This is a genomic window from Kitasatospora sp. NPDC001095, assembly GCF_053598615.1.
Genome location: NZ_JBSFKQ010000002.1, coordinates 330,732 through 347,597, shown reverse-complemented (window position 1 = coordinate 347,597; position 16,866 = coordinate 330,732). Strand labels below are relative to the sequence as shown.

The window sequence follows — 16,866 nt, the reverse complement described above, 5'->3', positions numbered from 1 at the left end:
AGGCGGTCCGGTCAGCGACCGAGGCTCAGAAGGCCTCCTCCGCCAGCTCCATGATCTCGTTGTCGACGCCCTCGGCGATCAGGCGCTGCGGGGCGACGGTCGGCAGGACGTTCTTGGCGAAGAAGCGGGCCGCCGCGACCTTGCCCTGGTAGAAGGGGACGTCCTTCTCCGAGGCGCCGGCCTCCAGCTTGGCCAGGGCCACCGCGGCCTGGCGCAGCAGCAGCCAGCCGACCACGACGTCGCCGGAGACCATCAGCAGGCGGGTGGTGTTGAGGCCCACCTTGTACATGTTCTTGACGTCCTGCTCGACCGAGGAGAGGTCGGCCAGGAGCTTGCCGATGATGGCCTCGAGGTCGCCCGCGGCCTTGGCGAGCAGGTCGCGCTCGGCGGCCAGGGCGTCGCCGCCGGCGGCGGAGCCGATGAACTTCTGGATCTGCTCGGACAGCGCGGTGAGCGCCTGGCCGCCGTCCTTGACGATCTTGCGGAAGAAGAAGTCCTGGCCCTGGATCGCGGTGGTGCCCTCGTACAGGGTGTCGATCTTGGCGTCCCGGATGTACTGCTCGATCGGGTACTCCTGCAGGTAGCCGGAGCCACCGAAGGTCTGCAGGGACTGGGCGAGCTGCTCGTAGGACTTCTCCGAGCCGTAGCCCTTGACGATCGGCAGCAGCAGGTCGTTGAGGCGCTCGGCGGCCTCGTCGCGCTCGCCGCGCAGCTTGGCGGCCATCATGTCGTCCTGGGTGGACGCGGTGAACAGCACCAGCGCGCGCATGCCCTCGGCGTAGGCCTTCTGGGTCAGCAGCGAGCGGCGCACGTCCGGGTGGTGGGTGATGGTGACGCGCGGAGCGGTCTTGTCCAGGAACTGCGAGATGTCGGCGCCCTGCACGCGCTCCTTGGCGTACTCCAGGGCGTTCAGGTAGCCGGTGGAGAGGGTGGCGATGGCCTTCGTGCCGACCATCATCCGGGCGAACTCGATGATCTTGAACATCTGGCGGATGCCGTCGACCTTCTCGCCGAGCAGCCAGCCCTTGGCCGGGTGCTTGGCACCGAAGGTCATCTCGCAGGTGTTCGAGGCCTTGAGGCCCATCTTGTGCTCGACGTTGGTGGCGTAGACGCCGTTGCGCTCGCCCAGCTCGCCGGTCTCCCAGTCGAAGTCGAACTTGGGGACGATGAACAGGCCCAGGCCCTTGGTGCCGGGCTTGCCGCCCTCGGGGCGGGCCAGCACCATGTGGATGATGTTCTCGGACATGTCGTGCTCGCCCGAGGTGATGAAGCGCTTCACGCCCTCGATGTGCCAGGAGCCGTCCTCCTGCTGGATCGCCTTGGTGCGGCCGGCGCCCACGTCGGAGCCCGCGTCGGGCTCGGTGAGGACCATGGTGGAGCCCCACAGGCGGTCGGTCATCCGCTTGGCGATCTCGAGCTGCTCCTCGGTGCCCTCCTCGGCGATGACGCCGGCGAAGGCCGGGCCGGAGGAGTACATCCAGATGGCCGGGTTGGAGCCCAGGATCTGCTCGGCGAAGGCCCAGATCAGCGAGTTCGGGGTGACCTGGCCACCGATCGACTCCGGGATGCCCAGACGCCACCACTCGGCGTCCATGAAGGTCTGGTAGCTCTTCTTGAAGGCGGCCGGGATCGGCGCGGTGTTGGTCTCCGGGTCGAAGACCGGCGGGTTGCGGTCGGTGTCGGCGAAGGACGCCGCCAAGTCGTTCTCGGCGAGGCGCGAGATCTCGCTGAGGATGTTCTTCGCGGTCTCGACGTCCATGTCCGCGAACGGTCCGGTGCCGTACACCTGCTCGCGGCCGAACACCTCGAAGAGGTTGAACTCCACGTCCCGCAGGTTGGACTTGTAGTGACCCATCGCCGTTATCTCCGGTTCGTCGCTTCCGGGAGACCGCCGCGTTCCGGCGTCCCGTACCCACCAGTAGGCATCATGATGCTACCCAGCGGTAACTTGGGCAAGCCCCCGCCGGGGAATCCGCCGCTATGAACGTGGTCACGTCCCACAGCCGGGACGGCCACTCCTTGTCAGGATCGGCGCCAGCGGAGGAGGGTGCGCGACCGCTAGCCTGTCCGTGTGTACGGATATGACCAGAACACATACCCGGGCGACCCCTACCAGCAGCAGGCGGGACCGCAGCAGGGCATGAACGGCATGCCCGGACCGGACGCCTACGGCGGGCAGGCGCAGGCCCCCCAGCAGTCCCTGTACCCCGAACCCTCGCCGCCCTCACTCGCGGACGCCGTGCGGGCCTTCACCACCGGCTCGATGGCGGTCGAGGACTTCCAGGCGATCTTCATCACCTCGAAGGTGCACTGCCCCCGCGGCGACCGCCCCGGCTTCCTGGCGCTGCACAACACCCCGACGCCGGTGATCCCGATGTTCAGCTCGCTGAAGGAGCTGCGCCGCTACGCGGGCAAGGACTCCAAGCACTTCACCGTCACCGGCGCCGAGGTCCTGGACCTGCTGCCGACCGGCTACGGCTTCGCGCTGGACATGGAGGGCGAGCACCGGATGGTGTTCGACGCCAAGGCCGTCGAGCAGATGGTCGACTTCACGATGCGCCGGATGTACGGCTGATCCATGCTGGACGAGGGGCCCGCGCTCCTTCGTCACTACATAGTTCAACATTCAACTTGCTTGTTGTTGAGAATTGAACTAACCTCGTGCACGTAGGCCAGACACCCCCCGAAGGAGGCCGACATGCCCGCCGTGACCGTCGACAACCCGCTGACCCTCCCGCGCGTCACCACGCCGAACCCCGCCGTCACGAGCACCCGGCCGGTCCTCACCGTGGCGACCGCCCCCGAGGGCTTCGAAGGCGAGGGCTTCCCCGTCCGCCGCGCCTTCGCCAAGATCAACCAGAAGTACCTCGACCCGTTCATCATGATGGACCAGATGGGCGAGGTGGATTATGCGGCTGGGGAGCCGAAGGGGACCCCCTGGCACCCGCACCGCGGTTTCGAGACCGTCACCTACATCATCGACGGAACGTTCATCCACCGGGACTCGCACGGCGGTGGCGGCACCATCACCGACGGCGACACCCAGTGGATGACCGCCGGCTCCGGCCTCCTGCACATCGAGACCCCGCCGGAGTCCCTGGTGCAGTCCGGCGGCCTCTTCCACGGCCTCCAGCTGTGGGTCAACCTGCCCGCCTCGGACAAGATGATCACCCCGAAGTACCAGGACATCCGCGGCGGCAGCGTCAAGCTGCTCAGCACCGAGGACGGCGGCGCGCTCCTGCGCGTCATCGCCGGCGAGATGGACGGCCACCAGGGCCCCGGCACCACCTTCACCCCGATCACCATGATCCACGCCTCGATCAACCCCGGCGCCCAGATCACCCTGCCCTGGCGCTCCGACTTCAACGCCCTCGCCTACGGCCTCGCCGGCAACGGCTCGGCCGGCACCGAGCACCGCCCCTTCCACCGCGGCCAGGCCGTCGTCTACGGCGACGGCGACTCCATCACCCTGCGCGCCGACGAGAAGCAGGACTCCCGCGACAACAACTTCGAGGTCGTCCTCCTCGGCGGCCTCCCGATCCGCGAACCCGTCGCCCACTACGGCCCGTTCGTCATGAACAGCCACCGCGAACTCCAGCAGGCCATGGAGGACTTCCAGGCCGGCCGCCTCGGCACCATCCCCGCCGACGGCCACTGAGGCTCCGGAGTCGGAACGGCGGAGCGGCCGCAGGTGGCACCTGCGGCCGCTCCGCCGTTCTCGCCGTCCCCCGCTACAGCACCGCGTAGAGGGCCGAGGCGTCGTCGTGCGTCTTGCCGCGCGGCCAGCGCGCGCAGTCGGCGTCCGCCCGCTCCACCGCCCTGACCTGGGCGATCAGCTCGCCCGGCCCCGACTCGGCGAGCAGCCGCAGTGCGTCGCCCCAACTGCCGAGACCGAAGCGCTCGGTGTAGCGCGAGGCGCCGTCGGTGAGGGCCGCCAGCGCGTGCAGCCGGTCCAGCCGCACGAAGCCGGTCTCGGCGTGCTCGGCCGCCCGCGGAATGGCGGCGGCGATCCACGGGCCGTTGCCCCGGTTGCGGGCGGCGCGCACGGCCAGCGCGTACTCCAGGTGCAGTGCGGCCCGCTCGGCCGAGCCGGGGACGGTCTCCCAGACCTGGCGGCGCAGCTCCTCCCCGCCGGGGAAGCGCTGGTTGTCCCCGATCACCCTCGGCGGGCCGTCCTTGAACTCCAGCACCAGCAGGGAGTCGCCGAGCACCAGGTACTCCAGCGCCTCGCCGTGCCGCCGGGCCGCGACGACCATCGCGGCGGGGGTGTTGGGGTGGGCCAGGTCGCAGCGGCCGCCGTGCAGCGCGGCCGTCTCCACGATGGCGTCGGCCAGGCACTCGGCGATCGAGCGGTCCGCCCGGTCGGTGAGCCGGGCGAGCAGGTGCACGCCCAGCCGGCGCACGTACCAGGCCGTCCCGTGCCGGCACCCTGACTCCAGGCCGGCCGGCGAACTCGCGCCGTCCAGCAGGACCAGCGCCTCCGGCGAAGCCGCCGCGAAGTCCTCGCTCTCGCGGTCGGGCCGCCGTGCTTCCCCTGCGAGCTGTAGCTGCATCCCGACAGTGTGGCCGCCGCCCCCGGTCCGCGCCCAGCCCCGTGCGCCGGTGTGGCGCGGTCCGGGGCACGGCGCCCGGTGGCAGCCGGGGCGGTTCGGCCATACCGTCGGACAGTGACCGGACGATTCGGCCCATCGGAGCGGGCCGGGTCCGGGATCACCTTCGGGTGTCCGGGCCGCCCGCGACTGACGAGGAGCGGAAGATGTTCTGGGAGTTCATCGTGTTGCTGGCCGCCTCGCTCGGCTTCCCGACCGCCGCCCTGCTCTACCTGATCGGCGGGCCGCGCTTCCCCGACGAGCCGCGCGGCCCCGACACCGCCCGGCGCGCGGGCACCGGGGGCACCGGCGCCTCCCGGACCTCCTGAGGGACAGCGCACAGCCCCGGCAGCGCGCAGCCCGGCAACAGGCAGCCCCGGCGGCTTCCCTAACGCTCCGCCAGGACGCTCTCGAGCAGCGCCGCCTGCGCCAGCAGCCGCTCGTCCCCGCCCTCCGCGCCGACCACCTGGAGCCCCAGCGGCAGCCCCCGAGCGGTCCGCCCGGCCGGCAGGCTGAGCGCCGGCCGCCCGAGGAAGCTCCACGGCAGCGACATCACCGCGTCCCCGGTGCTGTGCAGGCCCTCCGGCGCCCCGCCGGTGGCCGAGGGCGCCAGCCACAGGTCCACCCCGGCCGCCGCACCCGCCGCGGCAACCCGCTCGCCCAGCTCCTCCCGGAACCGCAGCCCGGCTGCCCGGTCCTCGGCCGCGACGCCCTGCCCGGCCCGGATGCTCGCCACCGTCTCCGGCCGGTAGAGCCCACCGAAGCGGGCGAACCAGTCGGCGTGGCTACGGGCCAGCTCGAAGCGGTTGACCGCCTGCAACTGCCGGGTGATCCCGGCGAAGTCCGGGAACAGCTCGACCCGGCGCACCGTGAACCCGGCCCGCACCAGCCGCGCCAGTCGCTCCTCGAACGCGCGCAGCGCGGCCGGTTCGGCATGCTCCAGGTACGTCCCTTCCGGCACCCCGAGCACGGGCGCGGACGGCGCCGCGGGCTCCGCGCGCCAGCCGTCGCAGAGCAGCGGGGCCACCAGGGCCGCGCCCGCCAGGTCGGCGGTGAACGTCCCGAGGGTGTCGAGGCTCGGCGCGTTCGGGATCACCCCGCTGATCGGGATCCGCCCGTACGTCGGCCGGAAGCCCACCACCCCGCAGTACGCGGCCGGGCGGACCACCGAGCCGACGGTCTGGGTGCCGATCGCCAGCGGCACCAGCCCGGCCGCGACCGCCGCCGCCGAGCCGCTGCTGGAACCGCCCGGGGTGTGCCCCGGATGGTGCGGGTTGCGGGTCGGGCCCGGGGCGCTCGCGGCGAACTCGGCGGTCACCGTCTTGCCCGCGACCAGCGCCCCCGCCACCCGCAGCCGGTCCACCACCGCGGCCTGCGGCCCGGCCAGCACCCCGGGCGGCAGCGCCGAACCGCCGTGCGTGGGCAGCCCGTCCACGTGCACGATGTCCTTGACCCCCACCGCCACCCCGTACAGCGGCGGCCGCCCGCCCGGCTCCGGGTACCGCTCGGCCAGCTCCCGCGCCTGCGACCGCAGCCGCCCGTACCGGCCGGGCTCCGGCACGAACGCGTGGATCATCGGGTCCACCCGCTCGACCAGCGCGCACAACCGGTCGACGTACTCGGGAAGTTCGGGCACACCGGCGCGCAGTCCGGCGGCCTCGTCGGTCAACGGCCGCGGCCGGGCAAGGGGTTCCTCCATGCCGGTCACAGTAGACGGCCTCACACGACCGGCCTCACGGGTGGTGTTCGGCCGCCAAGTACGGTGCCTCGCGCAGGAAGTACGCCCCGCAGGTGTGGCAGCACAGCTCCGGGGTCTTCCCCCAGTCCACCGCCTCCCGCACCCGCGCGCCCGGATCGAGTTCGCGCCCGCACATCGCGACGCTCTCCTCGCCCCGGACCACGTGCCACAGCCGCACCCCCGCGGTCGCACCGCCCTCGCCGTACTCAGCCCGCATCTGGTGCCTCATGCCCCCATCGTCCGGCCCGCCCCCACCCCCGGCAACCGCAGGCCGGGGGCCGCGCTCCCGGCTCCGCGCCGACGCCCGCGCGTTCTCAGGACGCCGCGCGCAGGAGGGCGTCGTCCTGCCACTTGAGGATCTTGTCGAAGCTGACGATCGCTCCGCGCAGGGGGTGGTTGCGGAGCTGGACGTGGTCGGTGAGGGCGTGGATGAGGAAGAGGCCCCGGCCGGATTCGGCGGTGAGGTCGGGGAGGGTGTCCAGGTCGACCGGGCGCAGCGTGGGGGCGCTGGGGCGGAACGGCAGGACGTGGGTGTCGTACGGGTGGCCGTCGCGGCGGGGGCGGTGGGCGGCGAGGACGCGGACCGGGACGGTGGCGCGGCCGCGGCGGGTGCGCCGGGCCGCCCGGCCGGCCGCCGCCGGGCGGGCCTCGGCCGGGGCCGCCGGGCGGCGGGCGGGCGCGGCGGGCACCGCGGGGGTGGGCAGGCCGGGCCCGGAGTCGGTGACCTCGATCCGCAGCCGGTCGCCGCAGATCGAGGCGGTGACCTGGAAGCCGTCGTCGGGCCGCCCGGTGGCGCCGTGCTCGACGGCGTTGGCGCAGGCCTCGGTGAGGGCGATGCCGAGGTCGTCCGCGATCTGCGGGTCGACGCCCGCGGTCGCCATCGCACCGAGCAGGATGCGCCGGGCCAGCGGAACGCTGGCCGGGTCGCGCTTGAGGTGCAGAGTCCACCAGATGTCCACGGGAGGTCCCTCCTGGCTGCGGCTCCACATACAACTAGGTATCTCCGGGCGTTTCGCGGGTGAACCGTGCCCGGGGCCCGCTACCGCCCGTTCGGCGGATGGACCGGGGGACGTGGTCTGTGCCGGGCGACGCGTACGCCCCTCCGCACGCCGCGGCCGAAAGGGGCATTCGTAGGGATTTCCCACCCTGCCCGTGTCAGCGGCGTACGCAATGAGAGGATGGCCCGGCCATGACTGCCCTCGCCGCCGCCCCGCTCCCGGGCGCCCCCGGACCGGCTCAGCCGGTGGGGTCCGCCGCCTGGGACCTGCGGCTTGCCCGGGCGGTCCCGTTCGCGCTGGTGTGCACCCTGATCGCGGCCGCCGGGCACTCGCTGGCGGGCGGCGGGAACGTGGCGCCGACGGCGCTGGCGCTGGGCTTCGCCGCGGTGCTGGCGTTCGCGGCGGTCTGCGGCGGGCGGGAGCGTTCGCTGGCGGCCATCGCCGGGGCGCTCGGCGCCGGGCAGCTCGGGCTGCACTTCCTCTTCCACGGCTTCGACGGCGCCATGTCCGGCATGCACCACGGTGGTGCCGGTCCGCTGACCGTGCCGCAGGTGGCCGGCCGGCTGATCTGCAACGAGGCGAGGCCGGGCACGCTGGTCGGCCTGCCCGGCAGCCCGTCCCCGGAGCAGCTGGTCTCCTCCGCGGGCCTGGACCCGCACGCGTTCGCCACCGCGCCCTGGTGGCAGGCCGGGCTGTTCGGCATGACGCCGTCGATGCTGGTCGGGCACCTGGGCGCCGCGCTGGTCGCGGGCTGGTGGCTGCGGCGCGGCGAGGCGGCGCTGTGGCGGCTGCTGCGGGTGGCCGCCGCGGCTGCCCGGGAGCACTGGGCGGCGCCGCTGCGCACGGCGTTCGCGCTGGTGGCCGCGCTGCTGCGCGGTCTGTTCGGCGGGGCCGGCCCGGCCCGCCGGTTCGGTGCCAGGGGCGGGGAGAGCCCGCTCCCGGCGGGTGCCGTGCTGCGGCACAGCGTGGTGCGGCGCGGCCCGCCGTGCGGGGCCCTCGCGTACTGACCCGACGTTCCTGGCGCCCCGTGCGGGCCTGGTTCGCGGCGTGCGCACCGTCCGGCCGTTCCCCCGACCCCCGGGGCGGCCCGAGGCTCTGCCCCCACCTCCCACGCGCGGCCCCGCGGCACGGCTCACGTCCGTCGCCCGGTTCCGGCCGCCGCCGAGCTCCGATCGGAGACCCGCATCATGCGTTCCCTTCCCACCCGCCGTCTCGCCGCCGTCGCCCTCACCGCCGCCGCCTCCGTGGTGGCGCTGGCCGGCCCCGCCTTCGCGCACGTCACCGTGAACCCGGGCTCGGCCACCCAGGGCGGCTACACGGCCGTCGACTTCCGGGTGCCGAACGAGAGCGACACCGCGAGCACCGTGAAGCTGGAGGTCAACCTCCCGCTGGACCACCCGCTGGCCTCGGTCCGGACCCTGCCGCTGCCGGGCTGGACCGCCACCGTCGAGAAGGCCAAGCTCGACAAGCCGATCAAGGTGCACGGCAACGACGTCACCGAGGCCGTCTCCAAGATCACCTGGACCGCCGACGCCGGCACCAAGATCGCCCCCGGCCAGTTCCAGGAGTTCCGGGTCTCGCTCGGCCCGCTGCCGACCGACACCGAGAGCATGGAGTTCAAGACCCTCCAGACCTACGACAACGGCGACATCGCCCGTTGGATCGACGAGTCCAAGGAGGGCCAGCCCGAGCCGGCCAAGCCCGCGCCCGTCCTGAAGCTCACCAAGGCCGCCGGGGGCGACGGCCACGGTGTCACCGCCACCCCCGCCGCGGGCGCCCACGGGGACAGCTCCGACCAGGCCGCCCCCGCCGACGCCAAGTCCAGCGACTCCACCGCCCGCACCCTGGGCGTGGTCGGCATCGTGGTCGGCGTGATCGGCACCGCCGTCGGCGTGATCGGCCTGCGCCGCAGGAGCGGCGGCTCCGCCTCCTGACCCACCGCGCCGGCGGTGCCGCACCCGCGCACCGGGTGCGGCACCGCCGGCCGTCCACCGCGCACGATCGGAACCCGCATGTCCCGCACCACCCGCACCACCCGCACCACCCGCCTGGCCGGCGCGGCCGCCCTCGCGCTGGCCGCCGCCCTGACCCTCTCCGCCTGCGGCTCCTCCGGCGGCGGGGACTCCACCGCCGCCAAGGTCACCCGGCAGAAGGAGGACACCCCGTACCAGGGCACCAAGCTCGCCAAGAACTTCGAGAAGCCGGACCTCCAGCTGACCGACACCTCCGGCCAGCCCTTCGACCTGCGCCGGCAGACCGACGGCAAGGCCACCCTGCTGTTCTTCGGCTACACCAGCTGCCCTGACGTCTGCCCGACCACCATGGGCGACATCGGCGTCGCGATGAAGGCGCTCCCGGCGGAGGACCGGCAGAAGATCAACGTCGTCTTCGTCTCCACCGACCCGCAGCGCGACACCCCCAAGGTGCTGCGCACCTGGCTGGACTCGATGGGCAGCGACTTCATAGGCCTCACCGGGGACCTGGCCAAGGTGAAGACCGCCGCCAAGTCGCTCGGCATCATGATCGAGGACCCGGTGGTCAACGGGGACGGCACCGTCACCTCCACCCACGGCGCGCAGGTGCTGGCCTTCCTCCCCTCGGACGACAAGGCGCACGTGCTCTACATGAGCGGCACCGAGGAGAAGACCTACGAGCACGACCTGCCGCTGCTCGCCAAGGGGGTCGCGGCGTGAGCCCGGTCCAGGCCGGCACCAGCCGGTTCCGCCGCAGTGCCCTGCTCGGCGCCGTCGTCGCGACCGCCCTGGGCGGCGGCGTGATCCTGGCCGCGTGCGGAACGGGCGACCAGGACGGCGCCTCGTCCGGCCCGGCCAGGATCAGCGTCGCCGACGAGTACATCCCGCTGCCGCCGGCCGGCGGCATGGCGGCCGGCTACCTGACCGTCCGCAACGACGGCGGGAAGGACCAGCTACTCAAGGTGACCAGCCCGGCCGCCGAGTCGGTCACCATGCACCGCTCCACCGCGTCGACCATGGAGCAGGTGGACAGCCTGGACGTCCCCGCGCACGGCGCCCTGCAGCTCGCCCGCGGCGGCAACCACCTCATGATCATGGGATGGCAGAAGGCCCCCGCCCTCGGCGACGAGCTGGAACTCGACCTCACCTTCGCCAAGTCCGGCACCATCTCCGTCAAGGTGCCGGTCAAGGAGCTCACCTACCGACCCGGCCAGAGTTAAGGGGACCGCCAGCATGCAGTCGGCCGGCCTGGAGAGGGCCACCCACCGCCGGATCGCCGGGGTGCTCGGAGTGCTCGGCGCTTTGCTCGCGCTGATGCTCGCGGGCGCCGGGCCGGCCTCCGCGCACGCCACCCTGGATTCCACCGACCCGTCGCAGAACTCGGTGGTCGCGACCGCCCCGCGGACGGTGACGCTGACCTTCAGCGAGTCCGTCTCGCTCTCCGGCGACTCCGTGCGGGTGCTCGACCCGGCGGGCAAGGCCGTGGACACCGGCAACCCGGCGCACGCCGACGGCAAGGGCAACACCGCCCGGGTCGGGCTGCAGGACGGGCTCGCCGACGGCACGTACACGGTGGCCTGGCGGGCCGTCTCGGACGACTCGCACCCGGTCGGCGGGGCGTTCACCTTCTCCGTCGGCGCCCCCTCGGACACCACGGTGTCGGCCACCGCGTTCCAGGGCGCCGAGGCCGACGGCCTGGTCGCCGCCCTGTACGGCACCGGGCGCGCCGTCGCGTACACCGCCTTCGCGCTGCTGGTCGGCGTCGCCGCCTTCGTGCTGATCTGCTGGCCGGCCGGCACCGCCCGGCGCCGGGTGCAGGGGCTGCTGATGACCGGCTGGACGGCGCTGCTGGTCTCCACCGTCGCGGTGCTGATGCTGCGCGGCCCGTACGAGCGCGGCACCGGGGTCGGGCAGGCCTTCGACCTGTCGCTGATGCGCGCCACGCTGGACGAGCGGATCGGCACCGGGCTGGCCGCCCGGCTGCTGCTGCTCGCGGCGGGCGGGGTGTTCCTGTCGCTCCTGGTCGGGCAGTTGGGGCAGCCGCCGCGGCCGGTCGTGCCCAAGCCGCGGGACGAGGACGGGGACGGATCCGCCGCCGAGGGCTCCGCCGCCGCCGAGGACGACGCCGAGGCCGCCGAGCTGCGCGAGCTGGAGCGCCGGGCCGCCGAACGGCCGCAGCGCGAGGTCCGGCTGGGCCTCGGCGTGGCCGGACTGGTGCTGGCGGTCGCCCTCGCGGCGACCTGGGTCGGCGCCGACCACGCCTCGGTGGGCATCCAGGTCTGGCTGGCGCTGCCGCTCGGCGTCCTGCACCTGATCGCCATGGCGCTCTGGCTGGGCGGGCTGGCCGCGCTGCTGGTCGCGCTGCGCGAGGGCGTCGGCGTCGAGGTGGTGGACCGCTTCTCGAAGATCGCCTTCGGCTCGGTGGCCGTGCTGGCCGTGACCGGGATCTACCAGTCCTGGCGGGGCCTGGGCAGCTGGAGCGCGCTGACCGGCACCGAGTACGGGCGGCTGCTGCTGGTGAAGAGCGGCTGCGTGGTCGCGATGCTCGGCGTCGCCTGGATGTCCCGCACCTGGCTGGCCAGGCTGCGCTCGGCCCCGGCCGAGGCGCAGGAGGTCGCGCCGGTCGAACTGCCGGAGCCGGTCGCCGTGGCGGCGCACGGCGAGGACCCGGTCCGGCAGGCGCAGCTGGAGCGCCAGCTGGCCGCCCGGCAGAGCGCCGGACGCGACCGCGGGCTGACCCCGACCCGGGCCGGGCTGCGCCGCTCGGTGCTGGTCGAGGCGCTGGTCGCGGTGGCGGTGCTGGTGGTCACCACGATGCTCACCAACTCCCCGCCCGGACGGGTCGCGGACGAGATCAAGGCCCGGGCGGCCGGCGCTTCGGTGGCCGGCGGGCCCGGGGCGGCGGCGCAGACCGAGCCGGGCCGCACCGTCGAGCTCAAGCTCCCGTACGACACCAAGGGTCGGACGCCGAACGCCAAGGGCACCGCGACCGTCAGCCTCAACCCGGCCCGGACCGGTCCGAACGAGGTACAGCTCGCGCTGGACGGCGCGGACGGCCAACCGGTGGACGTTCCCGAGGTGCAGCTCGCCTTCACCCTGCCGGACCGCGACCTCGGCCCGCTGCCGGTCCAGCTCACCCAGGAGGGCACCGGCCGCTGGACCGGCATCGCGCAGCTGCCGCTGGCGGGCAACTGGGTGGTGTCGGTGCAGGTCCGCTCCTCCGACATCGACCAGACCACCCCGACCCAGCAGTTCAAGATCGGGTGAGCGGGGTGACGGACGTTTCCACGGAGCACGGCCCGACGGCGGACGGCCCGACGGCGGACGGCCCGACGGCGGACGGCCCGACGGCGGACGGCCCGACGGCGCACGAGTCGGCTTCGAACGGGCCGGCTTCGAACGGGCCGGCGGGGTCGGCGGGGCCCGCGGACTTCACCCGGCGGGCGCTGCTCGGCACCGCCGGGGCCGGGCTGCTGGCCGGCGCCGGCGCGGGCGTCGCCGGGGCGGTCGCCCTGGACGGGCGGGGCGGCGGGACGGCCGTCGCGTCGGGCCCGTCCGGCGGGGCGCTGGGCGCGGCCAGGGTGCCGTTCCGCGGCGAGCACCAGGCCGGGATCACCGACCCGGCGCAGGCCAGGGTCCAGCTGGCCGCCTTCGACCTGGCCGAGGGCGTCGGCCGGGACGGGCTGCGCACCCTGCTGCAGCGCTGGACGAGGGCGGCCGAGCGGCTGACCGCCGGAGAGCCTGCCGAGGAGTTCGACGGCCAGGTCGCACTGGACGCCGGGCCCTGCTCGCTCACCGTCACGGTCGGCTTCGGCGCCGCGCTGTTCGACAAGGCCGGGCTGGCCGACCGCCGCCCGCCCGGGCTCGAACCGCTGCCCGCCTTCCCCGGCGACGCGCTCGACGCGGCCCGCGGCGACGGCGACCTGTTCGTCCAGATCGGCGCGGACGACGCCCTGGTCGCGGTGCACACCCTCCGGGTGCTCCAGCGGCTGGCGGCCGGGACGGCGGCGCTGCGCTGGCAGTCGGCCGGCTTCGCCCGCACCCCCGGCGCCGCCGCGCGGCCGGTGACCGGACGCAACCTGATGGGACAGGTCGACGGCACCAACAACCCCCGGCCGGACGAGGAGGGCTTCGCCGCCAAGGTGTTCTGCGCCGCCGGCGGCGACCACCCGGCCTGGCTGGCCGGCGGCTCGTACCTGGTGTTCCGGCGCATCCGGATGCTGCTGGACCACTGGGAGGCGCTGCCGGTGGACCGCCAGGAGCGGGTGATCGGACGGCGCAAGTCGGACGGCGCCCCGCTCGGCGCGCCCGCCGGGGCCGGTGAGCACGCCCCGGTCGACCTCACCGCGCAGGGCCCGGACGGCACCCTGGCGATCCCCGCCGACGCGCACATCCGGGTCGCCGCCCCGGCGGCCAACGGCGGCGCGGCGATGCTGCGGCGCGGCTTCTCGTACCACGACGGGCTGCTGCCGGACGGCTCGCCGGACGCCGGGCTGCTCTTCCTCGCCTTCCAGGCCGACCCGCGCAAGGGGTTCACCCCGGTGCAGCGCAAGCTCTCCCGGGGCGACGGCCTCTCCCGCTTCCTGCGGCACGAGGCGAGCGGCCTGTACGCGCTGCCTCCGGGCCCGCCGCCCGGAGGCTACCTCGGCCAGCAGTTGTTGGAGGGGTAGTTCCCCCTGGTCCACCCGGTCCACCGCCGCGGTCCCGGCCACTGGAACGCTTTCCTGCCGGGGCCGCGGAATCGTTATGGTGACTGCTTCGGCACACCCTGACCGTGCAGCACCGAGATCCCCGGAGGCGTCATGTCGGCCACCCGCTACACCTACCTCGGACCGGCCGGCACGTTCACCGAGGCGGCCCTGCACACCCTGCCGGAGGCGGCGACCCGGGAGCTGGTCCCGCTGTCCTCGGTGGCACTGGCGCTGGACGCGGTGCGCGGCGGGGAGGCGGCCGGGGCGTTCGTCCCGATCGAGAACTCGGTGGAGGGCGCGGTCACCGCGACCAACGACGAACTGGCCTCCGGCGCACCGCTGATGATCTACCGTGAGGTGCTGCTGCCGATCGCCTTCGCGCTGCTGGTGCGGCCGGGCACCGAGCTGTCCGGGGTCAAGACGGTGACCAGCCACCCGGTGGCCCAGCCGCAGGTGCGGCGCTGGCTGGCGGCCAACCTGCCGGAGGCGACGTGGGAGTCGGCCGCCTCCAACGCGGACGGCGCCCGGCTGGTCGCCGAGGGCCGCTACGACGGCGCGTTCGCGGGCGAGTTCGCGGCGCCGATCTACGGGCTGGAGCCGCTGGTCAAGGAGATCGCGGACGCGAAGAGCGCGGCCACCCGGTTCGTGCTGGTCGGCCGCCCCGGGCGGGTCTCCTCGCCGACCGGCGCGGACAAGACCTCGATGGTGGTCTGGCTGCCGGACGACCACCCGGGTGCGCTGCTGGAGCTGCTGCAGGAGTTCGCGGTGCGCGGGGTCAACCTGATGCGGATCGAGTCCCGCCCGACCGGCGAGGGCATGGGCAGCTACTGCTTCCTGATCGACTGCGAGGGCCACCTGTCCGAGCGCCGGGTGAGCGAGGCGATGATGGGGCTCAAGCGGACCTGCCCGAAGGTGCGGTACCTCGGCTCCTATCCGCGCGCCGACCGGCAGGCGTCCACCCAGCGGCGGCCGGGGACCTCGGACGAGGATTTCACCTCGGCGGCGGACTGGCTCTCCCGCGCGCTCGACGGCCGCGGGGACATCTGAGTCCGGGCGCGTGTTCCGTCGCCCTCCGGACATCCTGGTTACATCTTTTGTCTTTCCGACCTTTTCCGACCGTTTCGGAGCGGGTCGATCGGGCGGGGCGGACGACTCCACCCGTCGTCCCCAGGCGACCCCCGGTCGGCGCCCGCTGTCCACAGGGGTCCCCTACTGTCCACAGCCCGGAGTTATCCACAGGGCTGGGGGCGAGTCGACAAACCGGTATAGCCATTGCCCGGATCCGGTCGGACCATCGGTTTGCGTGGCAGAGATGATCAATCGGACCAGAGTCACCCGGTTGCCAGCAAATCACCCGTCCGAGTGGTTCAATTCCCTCACCCGAGAAGGTTGATTGAGGTTTGAAACCTCAATTCCCTGGTTCGTTCACGCGGAAGGCAATCCTCCCCTTTGATCCACAGGTTCGGGGTCCGGCCTGTGGATAACCCGCCGCCGGAGAGTTCCCCACGGAAGTTATCCACAGGTGAGGGCGAGTTATCCCCAGGGGAAAAGCCGTACCGGTGGAGGAACGGTCTCCCGGTACGCTTGGGCCTGTGATTGACCTTCGCCTGCTCCGTGAGGACCCTGACCGAGTGCGCGCCTCGCAGCGCGTCCGTGGCGAGGACGTCGACCTGGTCGACGCCCTCCTCTCCGCCGACGAGCGGCGCCGGTCCTCGGGCAGCCGCTTCGACGAACTGCGCAACGAGCAGCGGGTGCTCGGCAAGCAGGTCGCCCAGGCCAAGGGCGACGAGAAGGCCGCGCTGCTCCAGCGCACCAAGGACCTGGCCGCCGAGGTCAAGGCCGCCGACGCCGAGCAGAGCGCGGCCAAGGAGGAGGCCGACCGCCTGCTCCGCTCCCTGGCGAACCTCATCGACCCGGCCGCCCCGGTCGGCGGCGAGGAGGACTTCGTCACCCTGGAGGAGATCGGCACCCCGCGCGACTTCGCCGCCGAGGGCTTCGAGCCCCGTGACCACGTCGAGCTCGGCCAGATCCTCGGCGCGATCGACACCGAGCGCGGCGCCAAGGTCGCCGGTGCCCGCTCCTACTACCTGACCGGCGTCGGCGCGCTGCTGGAGCTCGCCCTGGTCAACATGGCGATCGCCCAGGCCACCGCGGCCGGCTTCACCCCGATGATCACCCCGACCCTGGTCCGCCCGGCCGCCATGGACGGCACCGGCTTCCTCGGTCAGGCCGCCGAGAACGTGTACCACCTCGCCGAGGACGACCGGTACCTGGTCGGCACCAGCGAGGTCCCGCTCGCGGCGTACCACATGGACGAGATCCTCGACGCCGACAAGCTGCCGCTGCGCTACGCCGGCTACTCGTCCTGCTTCCGCCGCGAGGCCGGCACCTACGGCAAGGACACCCGCGGCATCATCCGCGTCCACCAGTTCGAGAAGGTGGAGATGTTCGTCTACACCACTCCGGAGGACGCGGAGAACGAGCACCGCCGCCTGCTCCAGTGGGAGAAGGACTTCCTCAACGCCCTCGAACTGCCCTACCGGGTGATCGACGTCGCCTCCGGCGACCTCGGCGCCTCGGCCGCGCGCAAGTTCGACATCGAGGCGTGGATCCCCACCCAGGGCAAGTACCGCGAGGTCACCTCGACCTCCAACACCACCGAGTACCAGGCCCGCCGGCTCTCCATCCGGATGCGCGAGGAGGGCAAGACCCGCCCGCTGGCCACCCTGAACGGCACCCTGGTCGCCATCCCGCGCACCATCGTGGCGATCCTGGAGAACCACCAGCAGGCCGACGGCTCCGTCGTCGTGCCGGAGGCGCTGCGGCCGTTCCTCGGCGGGCGGACCGTCCTCGAGCCGGTCAAGTAGCCCGGTCCGC

16 protein-coding genes are annotated in these 16,866 nt (G+C 73.5%); 11 read left to right on the top strand and 5 right to left on the bottom strand.

Going from position 1 to position 16,866, the window contains the following annotated elements:
• Window positions 1-25 precede the first annotated feature (25 nt).
• Window positions 26-1,855, bottom strand: a complete 1,830-nt coding sequence (locus tag ACWDBB_RS03465; protein ID WP_449788018.1) for an acyl-CoA dehydrogenase — start codon at window positions 1,853-1,855, stop codon at window positions 26-28.
• 216 nt (window positions 1,856-2,071) lie between these two features.
• Between ACWDBB_RS03465 and ACWDBB_RS03460 the strand changes: the two genes are divergently transcribed.
• Together ACWDBB_RS03460 and ACWDBB_RS03455 are read left to right on the top strand one after the other, a co-directional pair.
• The gene (locus ACWDBB_RS03460; protein WP_392881702.1) at window positions 2,072-2,575 is read left to right on the top strand and encodes an SseB family protein; all 504 of its coding nucleotides are present in this window, start codon (window positions 2,072-2,074) and stop codon (window positions 2,573-2,575) included.
• 123 nt (window positions 2,576-2,698) lie between these two features.
• Window positions 2,699-3,658: a pirin family protein gene (locus tag ACWDBB_RS03455; protein WP_449788017.1), complete on the top strand. Its 960-nt coding sequence runs from the start codon at window positions 2,699-2,701 to the stop codon at window positions 3,656-3,658.
• Between the two features lie 73 nt (window positions 3,659-3,731).
• Here ACWDBB_RS03455 and ACWDBB_RS03450 read toward each other — a convergent pair whose 3' ends face one another.
• Window positions 3,732-4,553, bottom strand: a complete 822-nt coding sequence (locus tag ACWDBB_RS03450) for an integrase (protein WP_449788016.1) — start codon at window positions 4,551-4,553, stop codon at window positions 3,732-3,734.
• Between the two features lie 203 nt (window positions 4,554-4,756).
• Between ACWDBB_RS03450 and ACWDBB_RS03445 the strand changes: the two genes are divergently transcribed.
• Window positions 4,757-4,918, top strand: coding sequence for a hypothetical protein (locus tag ACWDBB_RS03445; RefSeq protein WP_449788015.1), 162 nt, complete (start codon window positions 4,757-4,759; stop codon window positions 4,916-4,918).
• A gap of 59 nt (window positions 4,919-4,977) precedes the next feature.
• On the opposite strand, the gene ACWDBB_RS03440 is transcribed toward ACWDBB_RS03445, so the two are convergent.
• The 3 genes from ACWDBB_RS03440 to ACWDBB_RS03430 form a co-directional block, all read right to left on the bottom strand.
• Window positions 4,978-6,288: an amidase gene (locus ACWDBB_RS03440; protein WP_449788014.1), complete on the bottom strand. Its 1,311-nt coding sequence runs from the start codon at window positions 6,286-6,288 to the stop codon at window positions 4,978-4,980.
• 34 nt (window positions 6,289-6,322) lie between these two features.
• Window positions 6,323-6,556, bottom strand: coding sequence for a hypothetical protein (locus ACWDBB_RS03435; protein WP_449788013.1), 234 nt, complete (start codon window positions 6,554-6,556; stop codon window positions 6,323-6,325).
• Between the two features lie 85 nt (window positions 6,557-6,641).
• Window positions 6,642-7,286 (bottom strand): ATP-binding protein, encoded by a 645-nt coding sequence (locus tag ACWDBB_RS03430; RefSeq protein WP_449788012.1) that lies wholly within the window; start codon window positions 7,284-7,286, stop codon window positions 6,642-6,644.
• 230 nt (window positions 7,287-7,516) lie between these two features.
• Between ACWDBB_RS03430 and ACWDBB_RS03425 the strand changes: the two genes are divergently transcribed.
• The 8 genes from ACWDBB_RS03425 to serS all read left to right on the top strand — a co-directional run bounded on the left by ACWDBB_RS03425 (window position 7,517) and on the right by serS (window position 16,856).
• Complete coding sequence (locus tag ACWDBB_RS03425; protein ID WP_449788011.1) at window positions 7,517-8,332, top strand: hypothetical protein; 816 nt, start codon at window positions 7,517-7,519, stop codon at window positions 8,330-8,332.
• A gap of 180 nt (window positions 8,333-8,512) precedes the next feature.
• A complete protein-coding gene (locus tag ACWDBB_RS03420) occupies window positions 8,513-9,259 on the top strand; it encodes a YcnI family copper-binding membrane protein (protein WP_449788010.1) in 747 nt (248 codons plus the stop codon).
• Window positions 9,260-9,337: 78 nt separating this feature from the next.
• A complete protein-coding gene (locus ACWDBB_RS03415; protein ID WP_449788009.1) occupies window positions 9,338-10,018 on the top strand; it encodes an SCO family protein in 681 nt (226 codons plus the stop codon).
• On the top strand, window positions 10,015-10,518 hold the full coding sequence (locus ACWDBB_RS03410) for a copper chaperone PCu(A)C (protein WP_449788008.1): 504 nt from the start codon (window positions 10,015-10,017) through the stop codon (window positions 10,516-10,518). The genes ACWDBB_RS03415 and ACWDBB_RS03410 overlap by 4 nt, the downstream gene beginning before the upstream one ends.
• Before the next feature lie 13 nt (window positions 10,519-10,531).
• Window positions 10,532-12,565 (top strand): copper resistance CopC/CopD family protein, encoded by a 2,034-nt coding sequence (locus tag ACWDBB_RS03405; protein ID WP_449788007.1) that lies wholly within the window; start codon window positions 10,532-10,534, stop codon window positions 12,563-12,565.
• A gap of 5 nt (window positions 12,566-12,570) precedes the next feature.
• Window positions 12,571-13,968, top strand: coding sequence for an iron uptake transporter deferrochelatase/peroxidase subunit (efeB, locus tag ACWDBB_RS03400; RefSeq protein ID WP_449788006.1), 1,398 nt, complete (start codon window positions 12,571-12,573; stop codon window positions 13,966-13,968).
• Window positions 13,969-14,100: 132 nt separating this feature from the next.
• The gene (gene pheA / locus ACWDBB_RS03395; RefSeq protein ID WP_449788005.1) at window positions 14,101-15,036 is read left to right on the top strand and encodes a prephenate dehydratase; all 936 of its coding nucleotides are present in this window, start codon (window positions 14,101-14,103) and stop codon (window positions 15,034-15,036) included.
• Window positions 15,037-15,581: 545 nt separating this feature from the next.
• On the top strand, window positions 15,582-16,856 hold the full coding sequence (gene serS, locus ACWDBB_RS03390) for a serine--tRNA ligase (protein WP_402221479.1): 1,275 nt from the start codon (window positions 15,582-15,584) through the stop codon (window positions 16,854-16,856).
• Window positions 16,857-16,866: the final 10 nt, after the last annotated feature.

Excerpts from the sequence above, each read along its gene's own strand:
- ACWDBB_RS03465 (WP_449788018.1), bottom strand. The coding sequence starts at position 1,855 with ATGGGTCACTACAAGTCCAACCTGCGGGACGTGGAGTTCAACCTCTTC.
- ACWDBB_RS03455 (WP_449788017.1), top strand. The coding sequence starts at position 2,699 with ATGCCCGCCGTGACCGTCGACAACCCGCTGACCCTCCCGCGCGTCACC.
- ACWDBB_RS03450 (WP_449788016.1), bottom strand. The coding sequence starts at position 4,553 with ATGCAGCTACAGCTCGCAGGGGAAGCACGGCGGCCCGACCGCGAGAGC.
- ACWDBB_RS03445 (WP_449788015.1), top strand. The coding sequence starts at position 4,757 with ATGTTCTGGGAGTTCATCGTGTTGCTGGCCGCCTCGCTCGGCTTCCCG.
- ACWDBB_RS03440 (WP_449788014.1), bottom strand. The coding sequence starts at position 6,288 with ATGGAGGAACCCCTTGCCCGGCCGCGGCCGTTGACCGACGAGGCCGCC.
- ACWDBB_RS03435 (WP_449788013.1), bottom strand. The coding sequence starts at position 6,556 with ATGAGGCACCAGATGCGGGCTGAGTACGGCGAGGGCGGTGCGACCGCG.
- ACWDBB_RS03425 (WP_449788011.1), top strand. The coding sequence starts at position 7,517 with ATGACTGCCCTCGCCGCCGCCCCGCTCCCGGGCGCCCCCGGACCGGCT.
- ACWDBB_RS03420 (WP_449788010.1), top strand. The coding sequence starts at position 8,513 with ATGCGTTCCCTTCCCACCCGCCGTCTCGCCGCCGTCGCCCTCACCGCC.
- ACWDBB_RS03415 (WP_449788009.1), top strand. The coding sequence starts at position 9,338 with ATGTCCCGCACCACCCGCACCACCCGCACCACCCGCCTGGCCGGCGCG.
- ACWDBB_RS03405 (WP_449788007.1), top strand. The coding sequence starts at position 10,532 with ATGCAGTCGGCCGGCCTGGAGAGGGCCACCCACCGCCGGATCGCCGGG.
- pheA (WP_449788005.1), top strand. The coding sequence starts at position 14,101 with ATGTCGGCCACCCGCTACACCTACCTCGGACCGGCCGGCACGTTCACC.